Raw genomic sequence first — 14,485 nt, forward strand, 5'->3', positions numbered from 1 at the left:
TCATTCTTCGTCCTTGTCGAAATCGGGCGTGATTTTCGAAATCACGTCACGGATCGTCGTGTAAAGCAGGGCGACGGTCATCGCGAGCAGGCCGATCACGATCACCGTAATCCCGAACAGCGTGTCGTAGAAATACGTATACCATTCGGCCGGAAGCTTCTCGAATTCGCCGATCGGAAAGACCAGTGCGAGCAACAGAAACAGGCTCGCCATCAGCGAGACGGTGGCCGATTGCGCCACGCGCTCGACCGAGCACCACGTGTCTTCCTTGAAGTCTGCATCGACGCGATTGATGAAGCCGGTCAGCGTCAGCATCAGGGCCAGGATCGTCGCCGACGCAGTTGCACTCGCAGAGCCGAGATAGAGCGCCGAGGAGGCCAGCGTCTCGATCAGCTGGATCGCCTCACCCGAGGAATAGACATTGCCGATGGCCCATCGCGCGCCAACGCCCAAAGCCAGGAAGAAGAAGAAGATGCCATAGGCAAAAGGGTGGTTGCGCAACTGTTTGTCCTTTTCGCTCGTTCTTGGGTCGTAACGGGTGGCACGCCCGCGAGTTTCCTATCAATTTGCAAGGACGAGCATGGTCGGCGAGACATCGAATCACGGACGCGACAGCCAGGAACTGGCCGAAGACCGCACCGACCTGGCGGAGGACCGCACGATTATGGCGGTCGAACGCACGATGGCGAGTTGGATGGGGTCGGGCATGGGCCTGATTGGTCTGGGCCTCGGCCTGCGTGCCATTTTCGGCGCGTTCGAACCCGCTTGGGTTCCCAAGGCGATGGCGACCTTCTTCATGATTCTTGCGATCGTGGTGGTGCAGGGCGCCAAGCGGCGCATGTGCGGCGCGATCCACCGCATGTCGACCAATTGGGTCGAAGCGCCCAATACCAAGGGCATGGAGGTCATCGCGGCGGGCATTTCGCTCGGCGCGATCGTGCTGATCATCGGAATCTGGGCCTTTTTCGGTTGAGCCGGGCCACGGCGCACGGCACCTTGGGAGAGCTCGGTCGCGACAGGCTGAAGGGGTGTGAATATGGCTTACGAACGCGAAGACGAACATGAATTCGAACCTGAAGAGGTCGAAACGTCCGGCGGCGGCATTCTCGCCATCGTCCTCCTGATTGTTGCGATCCTGCTGCTGGTCTTCCTGTTCCGCGAGGAATTGGGCATCGGCACGCCGACGGCCGAGATCGAGATTCCCGAGCCGATCGTCGATATCGAGCCCGCGATCGAGGAAGCTCCCACCGACGCGCTCGAGCCCGAGCAGGACGCCACCGAATAGCCTGCGATTGACTTTGCCCCATGGCCTGTCCCACGGGCGGGCCGACACGACTATCCGGAGAGAATTGCATGACCACCGATGCCACCCACGATCCCGCCCTCAATAGCTGGGTCGAGAGCGCCAACGGCCACCGCGACTGGCCGATCCAGAACCTGCCGCTCGGCGTGTTCAAGGCGAACGGCAAGGGTGCGCGCATCGGCACGGCGATCGGCGATAAAGTCCTCGACCTGTGCGCTCTTTCGGATGCCGGGCTGATCGAGAATGAAGACCTGTCGGATGCCTGCCGCGGACGCGCGCTCAACGCGCTCTTCGCGCTCGGTGCAGAGGCGATGGGCGAGCTTCGTACGCTACTGTCGGGCCTGCTGTCGAACGAGGCGAAGCGCGGGTCTGTTGAACCCCTGCTCGTCGAGGCGGCAGAGGCCGAAATGCAGCTGCCAGCGCATGTCGGCGATTACACCGACTTCTATGTCGGCATCCATCACGCCACCAATGTCGGCAAGCTGTTCCGCCCCGACAATCCGCTGCTCCTCAACTATAAATATGTCCCGATCGGCTATCACGGCCGCGCCAGCTCGGTTCGCGTCTCGGGTCACCCGGTCGTGCGCCCGCAGGGGCAGCGCAAGGGCCCTGACCAGGACGTGCCCGCGCGCGGCCCTTCGGCGCGGCTGGATTACGAACTCGAAATGGGCATCTGGATCGGCGAGGGCAATGCGCTGGGCGAACCCATCCCCGTTGATGAAGCGCCCCAGCATATCGCGGGCTATTGCCTCCTCAACGACTGGTCGGCGCGCGACCTGCAGGCGTGGGAATATCAGCCGCTCGGGCCGTTCCTCGCCAAGAGCTTCCTGACGACGGTGAGCCCGTGGGTGATCACGCCGCAGGCACTCGCGCCCTTCATGAAACCAATGCCCGCGCGCCCCGAGGGCGATCCCGACCCGCTGCCCTATCTTTCGGGCAGCGACCCCGATTGCGCGCTCGGCGTCCATCTCGAAGTGCTGCTGACGACCGCAAAGATGCGCGAGGCGGGCGATGCCCCGCACCGGCTGAGCGCGGGTGAGGCGGACACGGCGATGTACTGGTCGGCGGCGCAGATCGTGACGCACCACGCTTCGAACGGCTGCAACCTGCAGCCCGGCGACCTGATCGGCACGGGCACGCTATCGACGGATCAGGAAAGCGGCTTCGGCTCGCTGCTCGAACTGTCCAATGGCGGCAAGAAGCCGATCACGCTGCCCAACGGCGAAACCCGCACCTTCCTCGAGGATGGCGACGAGGTGACTCTGGTGGCGCGCTGCGAGAAAGACGGCGCCGCCAGCATCGGCATGGGGAGCTGCACGGGCGTCGTATTGCCTGCACGCGGTAGCTGATGCTGCTTGCGTCGGCGCTGATCGGATTTGCGAGCGGGTCGCGGACCTTCCTCGCGATTGCGCTGACAGCTTGGGCGGTAAGCTTTGGCTGGGTCGATACGGGCGTGACGTTCTTCGACTGGCTGGGCGCGCCTGCATTGGCCGCCGTTCTGACGCTGCTCGCGTTCGGCGAACTTTATGGCGACAAACAGCCTCAGATGGGCGCGCGCACCCGGTTTCCCGCACTCCTTGCAAGACTACTGGCGGGCGGCATCGCGGGCGGCGCATTGGCCGCAGGCGCGGATATGGCGTGGCTGGGCGTGGGGATGGGTGCCGGCGCAGCGCTGATCGGGACGTTCGCTACCTATAGGATGCGTAAATGGCTCGCCGGCCGGCTCGGTCGCGACCTGCCCGCTGCGCTGTTCGAGGATGCGCTGACCCTGCTGCTGGCCGTCGCCGCACTAGCGCTGATCGCGAGCTAATCGCTTCTATTCGGGAAGAGGTGGTGCCGCTTACAGGACTCGAACCTGTGACCCCATCATTACGAATGATGTGCTCTACCAGCTGAGCTAAAGCGGCATCTGCTGGAGCGCGGCGCATCTAACAGGCGAGGGGGCGTCCTGCAAGCAATTGTATCGACGCGCGCTTTTTCGCGGCGAAACGTGTCATGCTTAACGCTTTCTTCACGGCTTTTCGCCATTTTCGCTACCGAAACGGAGAGTTAACGGACCACCTATGGACAGCTATTCCGAAGCCCAGGGCTATTCCGACGCTACCGAAGAGGTCGCGCCGGAGAAGGACGTGTCCGACGCCATCGGTACCGATGAGCGTCGCATGCACGTACGCGCCTATAATTATTGGGCCTCGCTCCTGGACGGTCGCGACTTTCCCTCGCTCGAGGATCTGCAGGCCGACAAGATCGAGGAATTCGGTCCGCACAGCGTGATTCTCGACTTCTCGGGCAAGCTCAACAATCCGGCTACGCCCTATGTCGGCAAGGCGATCAAGGAAGAGATCGGCGTCGAGGAGATCAGCAAGGTTTCCGACGTGCCGGGCCGCTCGCTCCTGTCGCGCCTGACCGACCATCATTTCCAGATCATCGCGACACGCGCGCCGGTGGGGTTCGAAGCCGAATTCACCAACCAGCGCGGGCACGACATTTGCTATCGCGGAATTCTCATGCCGTTCAGCTCGGACGGCAAGGAAATCGATTTCGTCTATGGCGTGATCAACTGGAAGGACAAGGGTCCGACCGTCGCCTCCGACACGCCGATCACGGCGGTGCTGCCCGAGTTCGAGGCCGAGCGCGAGGACGAGCAGGAATTGCTCGACATGTTGCGCGCCGAGGAAGAGCGTAACGCCGCCAACCAAGAAAAGCGCCAGAAGGCGATGGCGATCCAGCGCGATCCCGAAGAAGAGATCGCGGCCGAAGAACCGGTGCCGAGCATCGCGGAGATGGCCGGAATGGGCGCTGCGCCCACCGCGGCCGAAGAACCCGAAGTCGCCACGCCCGACGAAGAAGACGGCCTGGCCGACTGGCTATGTGCCGCGCGCGAAAGCGCCGAGGTCTGCAAGGCCGCCGACGGGCGCAGCCGCGCCGCGCTCTACAAGGCGCTGTCGCTGGCCTATGATTTCTCGGTCGCTGCCGAACGGCGTCCCGAAGACTACGAGGAAATTCTCGGCGATGCCGGCGTGACGGCGCAGGCCCGCGCGCCGATGACGCCGATCGTCAAGCTCGTCTTCGGTGTCGATTATGACAAGGCGCGCCTGACCGAATTCGCGGCCGCGCTGAGCTATGCCCACCGCGAGAAGGTCGAGTTCGGCATGTTCGCGCCCTATGTCGAGGCGATGGATGGCGGGCTCAAGGGCATGGTCGCCGAAGAGCGCAAGGCGCGCCGCGGGGCGAAGCCCAAAGTCGACAAGGCCGCGATCGCGCGTGAGAAATTGCGCCAGGCCGAAGCGATCACGCTCGGCGATATCCAGACCAACGACGAATTCGCGCTGGTCGTCACCCGCCGCAACGCGGATGGCAGCCACGAAGTCGTCGCTCGCGTCATCGACGAGAAGCTGCTCGACCGCGCGCTGATCAAGGCCGCGCGCTAAAAGACGGTCATCATTCGGGCGCCTCCCGGAAGATGATCGCAAAGTCACTGCCTGGGTTCAGCGTGCAGGAAAAGATCACCTTGCCTGCAGATGTGACGACGAATTTTCCGTCGAAGCCGAAGCCGTAGGGCGGGACATTGCATAGCTGCTCGGTGATATTCACGGCTTTCCCCGGAGGCGTCCCCCATTCGGGGATATCGAACCGGCATGTCAGCTTGACCGCGTTACCATTTGCAACAGCCTGCATGTCTTCAGTCAGCAAGAAGAAGAACTGATCATCGTAACCGAAGATGCCGGCGCACGTCATGCCCTTCACGACGACTGCGGGGTTTGGTTCGGCATAGGCGGGCGATACGTTAAGGGAGGCGGCCAAGATCAGGCCGCTCATCACAAGAGCTTTCATTTACATTCCCCTGTTCAGGTTGCGGAGTACGAAAACCGACTCGACGCGACTTCACAGGCCCCTGGCGCGGCATGCTGTACCAAAAATCGTTAACCTAAATCAATTTGCAGTGCCGTGAATGCTCGCGGAGCGACTTGGTGCTTATAACGTTCCCACCTGAGAAACAGGTGTTGAGGCCCCGTGCCCAGAGGTCTATAGCCCGCGCCCAACCGGAATCTGAGGGACAAGCAGGGCAATATGACTTCTGCCAAGCCGGTCGACGAAAAGCTCGCCGACACGTTGATCGAAGCGCTTCGCAAGGGCGCGCTACCCGGGGATCTCGAAGATCTCGACAAAAAGGGTCTGAAGGACGCTGCGCGCTTCGTCGCCGACACGGCCACCAGCCGCAAGAAGGGCCAGCTCGCGCTGGCGTTGGAATCGGTAGGCGGCGATGCCGGTCATCGCCGGATGCGGCTGGCGCTCGTCAATGACGACATGCCCTTCCTGGTCGACTCGATCGCGGGGGCCATTGCCGCCAAGGGACTGGCGGTTCACCGCCTGCTCCACCCCATTCTCAATCTCGAGCGTGACAAGGGCGGCAAGCTCAAGGCGGTGGGCGAAGGCAATCCGGAATCGCTCATCTATGTCGAGCTCGATCGCACCGACTCGCGCGGTCGCCACGACCTGTCGGTCGAACTGCGCGAGGTGCTCGCCCATGTCCGCGCGGCGGTCGGCGACTGGAAGAAAATGCGTGCCGAGATGGAGGACGACGCCAAGGTGCTCTCCGGCAGCGCGCCCGAGGCCTCGGCGCTCCTCGATTGGCTGCGCGCCAATAATTTCACGCTGCTCGGCCATGCCGATGTCGGCAAGAACGGCAAGTTCGAGAGCGGGCTTGGCATCCTGCGCGACGGGCTCGGCCTGTGGGACGAGACGGTCACCCGTTCGGCGATCGAAGCGGTCGGCAAGGATCGCAAATTCCTGATCATGAAAGCGGACCGGGTGTCGCCCGTTCACCGCCGCGTGCCGCTCGATGTCATCATGATCGCGCGCGAGGATGGCGGCGTGTCGGTCCATGCCGGCCTGTGGACCAGCGCGGCGTTGCGTGCGCCCGCCGAAGAGGTCCCGATCCTGCGCAAGCGTTTGAAAGAGCTGGACGAGGAGCTCGGTTTCTCGCCGTCGAGCCATGGCGGCAAGGCGCTGACCCACGCCATCTCGACGTTGCCGCACGATCTCGTCATCAGCTTCGACCCTGCCGAAGTGCGCGAGGCCGCGCTGGTCGCGATGAGCCTTGCGGACCGTCCGCGTCCGACCTTGCTGATGCTCGAGGGGGCGATCCGTCGCCACCTCTATGCCTTCGTCTGGCTCCCGCGTGACGAACTCTCGACCTCGCGCCGCAAGGCGATCCAGATGATGCTGGAGGACGAGGTCGGCTCGCCCATCACGAGCTGGGCGGTCGAATTGGGCGACGGCGAACTGGCGCTGCTTCGCTTCACCATGGCCACCGATCCCAGCTCGCCCATGCCCGACGTCGATGCGCTCGACGAAGCGCTGGTCGAGATGGTGCGCGGCTGGGCGCCGGCGGTCGAGAACGAGCTGATCGAGGCGGTTGGCCCGGGTCGCGCGACGCGACTGGCGCTGACCTATCTGCCCTCGCTTCCCGAAGGCTATCGCACCCGCACCGAACCGGTCGAGGGCGCGCTCGACATCCTGCGCATCTCCTCGCTTCCCGCGGTCGGCGATAAGCGCGACGCGCGCCTCTATCGCAGCGATTTCGACGGCGAGCACCAGCTTCACCTCAAAACTTATCGCCGCGGCGGGCTGATCGCGCTCTCCGACGCCGTGCCCGTGCTCGAGGATTTCGGTTTCCGCGTGCTCGAGGAAATCCCGACCTCGCTCAGCGACGGCGCGTTAGGCTACATCCACAATTTCCATCTCGAACTGCCCCACGGCACCGACGTCGACGCCATTTTCGAGCGTCGCGAAGTCGTCGAGCGCGCGATTGCCGACGTCATGGCGGGCAATGCCGAGAATGACGAGTTCAACCGCCTCATCATGCTCGCCGGCCTCGAACCGCAGGCGGTGGTGTGGCTGCGCGCCTGGTTCCGCTATCTGCGCCAGACGGGAGTCGCGTTCGGGCTTGCCACCGTGGTGGACGCGCTCGCGCGCTCGCCCAAGGCGACGCAGGCGCTGATCGATGCCTTTGCCGCGATGCACAATCCCAAGGCGAAGGGCGACCGCGATGCCGAGGCGCTCGCCGCCTTCGACCGCTTCGATGCCGCGCTCGCCAAGGTCAAGGCGATCGACGACGACCGCATCTTCCGCCTGATGCGCTCGGTCGTGGCCGCGACGCTGCGCACCAACGCCTTCGCCGACGCCGCCAACGAAGCGCTTGCCTTCAAGATTGACAGCAAGGCGATCCCGACACTGCCCAAGCCGGTGCCGTGGCGCGAAATCTGGGTCTACAGCCCGCGCATCGAGGGTATCCACCTACGCGGTGGCCCGATTGCGCGCGGCGGGCTGCGCTGGTCCGACCGCCGCGACGATTTTCGCACCGAAATTCTCGGGCTGGTCAAGGCGCAGATGGTCAAGAACGCCGTCATCGTGCCGACCGGCGCGAAGGGCGGCTTCTATGCCAAGCAGCTGCCAAACCCGGCCGTCGACCGCGACGCCTGGTGGGCCGAAGGCACCGAAAGCTATCGCATCTTCATCCGCTCGCTGCTCTCGATCACCGACAATATCGTCGACGAGAAAGTGGTTCACCCGAGCGACGTGGTAATCCACGACGGCGAGGACCCCTATTTCGTCGTTGCCGCCGACAAGGGCACCGCGACCTTCTCCGACGTGGCCAACGCCATCGCGCTCGACCGCAATTTCTGGCTCGGCGATGCGTTCGCCAGCGGCGGCTCGAACGGTTACGACCACAAGGCGATGGGGATCACCGCGCGCGGCGCATGGGTCTCGGTCCAGCGTCACTTCCTCGAAATGGGGATCGACGTGCAGGAGGACCCGATCACCGTCGTGGGCGTCGGCGACATGTCGGGCGACGTGTTCGGCAACGGCATGCTTTTGTCGAAGGCCATCAAGCTCGTCGCTGCGTTCGATCATCGCCACATCTTCATCGATCCCGATCCCGACCCGGCGGAAAGCTGGAAGGAGCGCAAGCGCCTGTTCGAGCTGCCGCGTTCGAGCTGGGACGACTACGATCGCGAGAAATTGTCGCGTGGCGGGATGATCGTCCCGCGCGACCAGAAGGAAATTAAGCTCACCAAGGCGGTGCAGAAGGCGCTGGGCATCGAAGAGGATGTCATGGGCCCCCGCGCGCTGATGAGCGAGATCTTGCGGGCCCAGTCGGACCTGCTCTGGTTCGGTGGCATCGGCACTTATGTGAAGGCGACCAGCCAGAGCCATGCCGACGTCGGCGACCCGGCCAACGACGCGATCCGCGTCGACGCACCCGAAGTCGGCGCACAGGTGATCGGCGAGGGCGCGAACCTCGGCATCACGCAGGCCGCGCGGATCGAATATGCGCTCCACGGCGGGCGCATCAACACCGACTTCATCGACAATAGCGCCGGCGTCGATTGCTCGGATAACGAGGTCAACATCAAGATCCCGCTCAACCGCAAGATGCGCGAGGGCAAGCTGACCGAGAAGGCGCGCAACAAGCTGCTCGCCGAGATGACCGACGAAGTCGCCGCCATCGTGCTCGAGGACAACCGCCTCCAGGCGCTCGCGCTATCGATTGCCGAGGCGCGGGGGGCCAACGGGCTGCCCGGCTATGTCCGCACGATCGAGATGCTCGAGAGCGCGGGCAGGCTTGACCGCAAGGTCGAAGGGCTCGCCAACTCCGACGCGCTGCTGCGCCGCGCGCAGGACAATCGCGGCCTGACGCGCCCAGAGCTGGCGGTGCTGCTGTCCTCGTCCAAGATCGCGCTCCAGGAAGCGGCCGAAAAGATCGGCCTTTCTGAAGACGAGAAGATGGTCGAGGAGCTTCACGCGGCCTTCCCGCCGCAGATGATCGAGAAGCATCGCGAAGCGGTCGACGAACACCGCCTCGAGAACGAGATCCTCGCCACCAAGGTCGCCAACCGCCTCGTCAACCGCCTCGGGCCGTCGACTGCGCTCGACATGACCGAGGAAGAGGGCGCGGCGCTGGGCCAGGTGGCCGCCGCATTCCTCGTCGCCGAACGCATGCTCGACCTGCGCTCGCTGTGGGAAGCGCTCGACACTGCCAAGATCGACGAGCAAGCGAGGATCGCTTTGTTCGCGATCACCGCGCGGACGGTGCGTGTGCACCTGTCGGACATCCTTCGCTCGGCGGGATCGGAAACGCGGGTCGCCAAGCTGGTCGATATGTTCTGCCCCGGCTTCGACAAGATTAGCGAGGAAGCGCCCAAGCTCATCCGCGCCGAAGTGCGTGCCGAGGCCGATGCGCGCCGCGAGGAACTGGCAGCGCTGGGTGCCGACAAGGCGCTGATCGACCGGCTTGTCCAGCTCTACCAGCTCGACGGTATTTTCGGTCTGTCGGCGCTTGCCGCGCGCAAGAGCGCCGACCCGCTCGCGCTCACCGACGCCTATACCAAGATGGGCGAAGTGCTCGGGCTCGACTGGGCGCAGCAGCAGCTGGCGCGCTTCGTGCCGGGCGACCAGTGGGAGCGTTTGCTGGTAGCAGGCCTCGCGCGCGACTTCGAACAGCTTCGCATCGACTTCCTGTCGCGGCTTCGCGGCGATAATCCGGTGGCGAGCGTCGATCGCTGGGTAGACCGTAACGAGGCCCGCATCGAGCAGTTCGGCAAGCTTATCGATCGCGCGCGGATCAGCGGCAGCACCAGCTCCGCCATGCTCGCGCAGATCGCGCAGCAGGCCCGCATCCTGCTCGGCCGGTAAGTCGGATGAAGGTCGCGATCCTGGTTCCTGCCGCGTGGGACGACGACTATTATGTGAAGGAGCTCGAGAAGCAGGTCGCGATGCTCGCCGAGGCGGGGATCGAAGCGGTCGCGGTCGAATGGGACAAGGCGAGCGACGATGTGCTGCGCGGGGTCGATGGCGTCGCGCCGTTGATCGCCTGGGGCTATCATCTCGAACCCGGTCGCTGGTTCGACCTGCTCGACCGCATCGATTTTCGGAAGGTGCCGTGCGCCAACCCGGTCCCGGTGCTGCGATGGAATAGCGACAAGGCCTATCTCGAAGAGCTGGGCGACAAGGGCGTGCCGACCGTCCCCTCGCTGACCGGGCATAGCGACGACGACGACGACCTGATGGACCGCGCGCGCCGCCATTTCGCCGATGCGCAAGAATTCGTGGTCAAGCCGCTTGTCTCGGCCAGCGCGGCGGGCACGCACCGTATCGCGCGCGACGCGGCGCTTCCCGACGATGCCGCGGGCAAGCGCATGCTGGTCCAGCCCTTCCAGCCCGAAATCCTCAAGTCGGGCGAAATGAGCCTGATCTATTTCGGCGGTGACTATAGCCACGCCGCGATCAAAACCCCCAAGGATGGCGATTATCGCGTGCAGCCCGAATTCGGTGGCGGCGAGGTGCAGGTCGATGCGCCGGACAGCGCACGCAAGGTCGCAGAGGCCGCGCTGGCGGCAGCACCGGGCGACACCGCCTATGCGCGCGTCGATCTCGTGAGCGATGGCAACGATGGCTGGTTGTTGATGGAGCTCGAGCTGGTCGAGCCCGACCTGTTCCTGCGCTACGCGCCCGATGGCGGCGCGTTCGCGTCGGCGCTCAAGGACATGCTTTCGGCATAAAGCCATTGCCTGATGGCGCTGGCGAGATTGGTGAGCGGCGTATCGCCGCCGCCGAAACGCCACAGGTCGATTTCCGCGATCAGCGCATTGAGCGGCAGCCCGCGCCTGCTGGCCGCGTATTCGAGCGCAGTCCAGAAAACGGGTTCGAGCGTGATCGAACTTTCATGCCCGGCAATCGTGACCGAGCGTTTGGTCGGGGAAGCGGGGGCTTCCATCAGTACATGTGTTGACCGCCGTTGATCGACAGGGTCGAGCCGGTGATAAACCCCGCATTCTCGCTCGTCAGGAAGTCGACGCCGCGCGCGATTTCCTCGGCCTTGCCGAGGCGCCCGACCGGAATCTTGGCGACGATCTTTTCGAGCACGTTCTCGGGCACGGCGGCGACCATGTCGGTGTCGATATAGCCCGGCGCGATCGCGTTGACGGTGACGCCGTTGCGTGCGCCTTCCTGTGCCAGCGCCTTGGTGAATCCGTGAATGCCCGACTTGGCGGCGGCATAGTTGACCTGGCCGTATTGGCCGGCCTGGCCATTGATCGAACCGATATTGACGATCCGACCGTAGCCGCGCTCGGCCATCCCTGGGAACACCGCCTTGGCCATGTTGAAGCAACCGCCGAGATTGGTGTCGATGACCTGCTGCCACTGGTCGTGGCTTTGCCGCTTCATGGTCGCGTCGCGGGTGATGCCGGCATTGTTGACCAGCACGTCGATCGGGCCGAGATCGTTCGAGATTTGCTCGCATGCCTCCTGGCAAGCGTCAAAGTCGGCGACGTCGAACTTGTAGGCGGGGATGCCCGTGCGTTCGGTGAACTGGGCGGCGGCCTCTTCATTGCCGGCATAGGTCGCCGCGACCTTCATGCCGCGATCCTTGAGCCGGAGCGAGATCGCCTCGCCGATGCCACGCGTGCCGCCTGTGACTACCGCTACCCGTTCTGCCATCATTCAGTCCCCTTGTTGGTCCAACCGTGCAATTCATTACGCACCAGGGCCTCCAGCATCTTCATGCCTTCGTCGCCGTCGTTCAGGCAATCGAGCCTGGCGAAATCGGTCCCGCCAGCCTCCTCGAAGTCTTCTCGCCCGCGAATGCCGAGTTCTTCGATCGTCTCGAGGCAATCGGCGGAAAAGCCCGGCGCGGCGATCGCGACCTTGGTGACGCCCTTGGTAGGATAATGTTTCAGCACCGTGTCGGTTGCGGGTTCGAGCCATTTGGCGCGGCCGAAGCGAGACTGGAAGGCAATGTCGGTCTCGACATCGAGCCGCTCGCCGACCAGCCGCGCGGTCTTCACGCAGTGGCAATGATAGGGGTCGCCGAGATGCAACGTGCGCTCCGGCATGCCGTGGAAGGAGAGGAGCAGCCGCTGCGGTTCGAAGTCGAGCGCGGAAAGCTGGCGCTTCAGGTCTGCGACGAGCGCTTCGATATAGAGCGGATTGTCGTGATAGGGGGGCAGCGTGCGGATGGCGGGCTGCCACCGACGCTCACCGAGCCAGTCGGACAGCGCGTCCATGCTGCTCGCGGTCGTGGCGGCGCAATATTGCGGATAGAGCGGCGCGAAAACGATGCGGCGCGCGCCACGTTTCCACAGTCGGTCGAGCGTACTCGGGATGGAGGGATTGCCGTAGCGCATCGCCCAGTCGACGAGCACGCCATCGCCCAGACGCTGCTGGAGCTTCTCGGCCTGGTGCTTGGTGATGGCGGCGAGGGGAGAGCCCTCGTCGGTCCACACCTCGCGATAGGCGGCCGCGCTTTTCTTCGGGCGGGTGTTGAGGATGATCCCGCGCAGGATCGGCTGCCAGGCGATGGGCGGGATCTCGACCACGCGCCGGTCGGACAGAAATTGCTTGAGGTAGCGCTTTACCGCCCCCGGTTCGGGCGCGTCGGGCGTACCCAGATTGGTCAACAATACCCCGACCTTTTGGGCCGGAAACTCCGGATGGTCCGCGGGTTTTGCGAACGGATCAGCCGCCATGCTTCGCCTTGAGACTGACCCGGTCGATCTTGCCGGTGCCCAGCTTGGGCAGCGGGTCGTCCGAGAAGATGAAGCGGTCGGGCACCTTGAACGCGGCGAGCTTCTTGCACAGCGTATCGCGCAGCGAGGCTTCGTCGAGATTGTCGCCATGGACGATGGCGAGCGGGACCTCGCCCAGCCGCTCGTCCTTGGCCGCGATCACCGCGCATTCCTCGACCCCGTCGATGGCATAAAGCGCGCCCTCGACCTCTGCCGCCGCGATATTCTCGCCGCCGCGGATGATGATGTCCTTCTTCCGGTCGACGATGAAGAGATAGCCCTCCTCGTCAAGATATCCGATGTCGCCCGACAGAAAATAACCATCGTCGGTATAGGCGGCAGCCGTCGCCTCGGGGTTGCGATAATATTCCTTGATCGTCGCGATCGAGCGCAGCCCGACCTCGCCCTTTTCGCCCTGGTCCAATGACTTGCCGTCATCGTCGAAGATGCCGACTTCCACGAACGGCACTTGCGCGCGTCCGGTCGAGGTCGGCTTTTCGAGATAATTCTCGAAGAAGATGCCGCAGCCGACCGCGTTGGTCTCGGTCAGGCCATAGCCCTGGATCGACTGCATCTTGGGCATTTCCTCGGCCTGCTTCTGCACATGCGCGGCCGGGCGCGGCGCGCCGCCCGAATTGATGTAGCCGAGCGAGGACAGATCATACTCGTCGCGCTTGGGGTGGGTGAGCATCTCGGCCGCCATGGTCGGCACGCCGGTGAAGTGGGTGATCCCTTCTTCCTGCGTCAGCCGCAGCGCTTCCTCCGCATCCCATTTGTGCATCAGCACCAGCGCCCGCCCGATGACGTAGCTGGTGAGCATGGTCGGCACTTCGCCGGTGACGTGGAACAGCGGCACCGCGACCAGCTGACGCAGCTCGCGCTCCTCGTAGCGGTTCTGCGCGGTCAGCACGCCTTTCAAAACCATCAGCGAGACGGTGTAGATATAGGCCGCCTGCGCGACCTGCATGTGCGTCGACAGCGCGCCCTTGGCATCTCCGGTCGAGCCCGAGGTGAACAGGATCGTCGCATCGTCGTCGGGCGTCACGGTCGGTAGCGCGATCGCGTCATGCCCCCCGATCATCAGCGACCCGAACGCCTTCTCGCCATATTCGGCGATGTCGACGTCGACCACATCGAGGTCGAGCCCTAGGCTCTGCACCATCTGCGTGTGCGGCGCAGCGGCGATGACCATCGCGGGCTCGGTCAGCTTCAAGGCATGCGTCAGCTCTCCCTCGCGCCACCAGCCGTTGATCAGCGTCGCGACCCCGCCCGCCTTGAGGATCGCCTGGTAGGCGACGATCCACGCGGTGCAGTTGCGCATGGCGATCGCGATCCGGTCGCCTTTCTTCGTCCCCCGCGCGACCAGCGCCTTGGCCAGCCGGGTCGAAAGCGCGTTCAATTCGGCAAAAGTCAGCCGCTCGTCGCCAGAGATAACCGCCAGCTTGTCGGCGTTCATCATCGCGAAGGCGTCGAACATGCCGGGCAGCGTCGGCGGGAAGTTGGAGACATATTTGCGCCCGTCCTCGGTCTCGGCGATCTGCAGCATGCCGCCTTCGCCCGTAAGCATGCCGAGCACGGCTTCATATTGCTGGTCCAACGCTGAGGGCAT

Annotated in this window: 13 protein-coding genes and 1 tRNA gene; 7 read left to right on the plus strand and 7 right to left on the minus strand. The window is 64.2% G+C overall.

Annotated features, from left to right (window positions below; all coding sequences use genetic code 11):
- Entirely contained in the window at nucleotides 1–501 is a 501-nt protein-coding gene (locus KTQ36_RS02675) for a hypothetical protein (RefSeq protein ID WP_218632215.1), read from the minus strand.
- 79 nt (nucleotides 502–580) lie between these two features.
- On the opposite strand from KTQ36_RS02675, the gene KTQ36_RS02680 reads away from it, so the two are divergent.
- The 4 genes from KTQ36_RS02680 (at nucleotide 581) to KTQ36_RS02695 (ending at nucleotide 3,113) form a co-directional block, all read left to right on the plus strand.
- Entirely contained in the window at nucleotides 581–973 is a 393-nt protein-coding gene (locus KTQ36_RS02680; RefSeq protein WP_218632216.1) for a DUF202 domain-containing protein, read from the plus strand.
- Nucleotides 974–1,036: 63 nt separating this feature from the next.
- Complete coding sequence (locus KTQ36_RS02685) at nucleotides 1,037–1,285, plus strand: hypothetical protein (protein WP_218632217.1); 249 nt, start codon at nucleotides 1,037–1,039, stop codon at nucleotides 1,283–1,285.
- A 68-nt stretch (nucleotides 1,286–1,353) separates the two neighbouring features.
- Nucleotides 1,354–2,652: a fumarylacetoacetase gene (gene fahA / locus KTQ36_RS02690; protein WP_218632218.1), complete on the plus strand. Its 1,299-nt coding sequence runs from the start codon at nucleotides 1,354–1,356 to the stop codon at nucleotides 2,650–2,652.
- On the plus strand, nucleotides 2,652–3,113 hold the full coding sequence (locus KTQ36_RS02695; RefSeq protein WP_218632219.1) for a DUF4126 family protein: 462 nt from the start codon (nucleotides 2,652–2,654) through the stop codon (nucleotides 3,111–3,113). The genes fahA and KTQ36_RS02695 overlap by 1 nt, the downstream gene beginning before the upstream one ends.
- 21 nt (nucleotides 3,114–3,134) lie before the next feature.
- Here the strand turns inward: KTQ36_RS02695 and KTQ36_RS02700 are convergent.
- Nucleotides 3,135–3,210, minus strand: a tRNA-Thr gene (locus tag KTQ36_RS02700).
- A gap of 156 nt (nucleotides 3,211–3,366) precedes the next feature.
- Between KTQ36_RS02700 and KTQ36_RS02705 the strand changes: the two genes are divergently transcribed.
- Nucleotides 3,367–4,734 (plus strand): PAS domain-containing protein, encoded by a 1,368-nt coding sequence (locus KTQ36_RS02705; protein ID WP_218632220.1) that lies wholly within the window; start codon nucleotides 3,367–3,369, stop codon nucleotides 4,732–4,734.
- Between the two features lie 10 nt (nucleotides 4,735–4,744).
- Here KTQ36_RS02705 and KTQ36_RS02710 read toward each other — a convergent pair whose 3' ends face one another.
- On the minus strand, nucleotides 4,745–5,122 hold the full coding sequence (locus KTQ36_RS02710; protein ID WP_218632221.1) for a hypothetical protein: 378 nt from the start codon (nucleotides 5,120–5,122) through the stop codon (nucleotides 4,745–4,747).
- A gap of 252 nt (nucleotides 5,123–5,374) precedes the next feature.
- Between KTQ36_RS02710 and KTQ36_RS02715 the strand changes: the two genes are divergently transcribed.
- The gene (locus tag KTQ36_RS02715; protein WP_218632222.1) at nucleotides 5,375–10,003 is read left to right on the plus strand and encodes an NAD-glutamate dehydrogenase; all 4,629 of its coding nucleotides are present in this window, start codon (nucleotides 5,375–5,377) and stop codon (nucleotides 10,001–10,003) included.
- 5 nt (nucleotides 10,004–10,008) lie between these two features.
- Nucleotides 10,009–10,869 (plus strand): ATP-grasp domain-containing protein, encoded by an 861-nt coding sequence (locus KTQ36_RS02720; protein ID WP_218632223.1) that lies wholly within the window; start codon nucleotides 10,009–10,011, stop codon nucleotides 10,867–10,869.
- On the opposite strand, the gene KTQ36_RS02725 is transcribed toward KTQ36_RS02720, so the two are convergent.
- Genes KTQ36_RS02725 through KTQ36_RS02740 form a run of 4 tightly spaced genes read right to left on the minus strand, consistent with a single transcriptional unit; the run spans nucleotide 10,812 to nucleotide 14,485 of the window.
- Nucleotides 10,812–11,084 (minus strand): ribbon-helix-helix domain-containing protein, encoded by a 273-nt coding sequence (locus KTQ36_RS02725; protein ID WP_218632224.1) that lies wholly within the window; start codon nucleotides 11,082–11,084, stop codon nucleotides 10,812–10,814. The genes KTQ36_RS02720 and KTQ36_RS02725 overlap by 58 nt on opposite strands.
- A complete protein-coding gene (phbB, locus tag KTQ36_RS02730) occupies nucleotides 11,084–11,809 on the minus strand; it encodes an acetoacetyl-CoA reductase (protein WP_218633791.1) in 726 nt (241 codons plus the stop codon). The genes KTQ36_RS02725 and phbB overlap by 1 nt, the downstream gene beginning before the upstream one ends.
- Complete coding sequence (hemH, locus tag KTQ36_RS02735; RefSeq protein ID WP_218632225.1) at nucleotides 11,809–12,837, minus strand: ferrochelatase; 1,029 nt, start codon at nucleotides 12,835–12,837, stop codon at nucleotides 11,809–11,811. Before hemH ends, phbB begins: the two co-directional genes overlap by 1 nt.
- Entirely contained in the window at nucleotides 12,827–14,485 is a 1,659-nt protein-coding gene (locus KTQ36_RS02740) for a class I adenylate-forming enzyme family protein (RefSeq protein WP_218632226.1), read from the minus strand. The genes hemH and KTQ36_RS02740 overlap by 11 nt, the downstream gene beginning before the upstream one ends.

It is taken from the genome of Sphingomicrobium clamense, from assembly GCF_019264355.1.
Taxonomy (GTDB): Bacteria; Pseudomonadota; Alphaproteobacteria; order Sphingomonadales; family Sphingomonadaceae; genus Sphingomicrobium; species Sphingomicrobium clamense.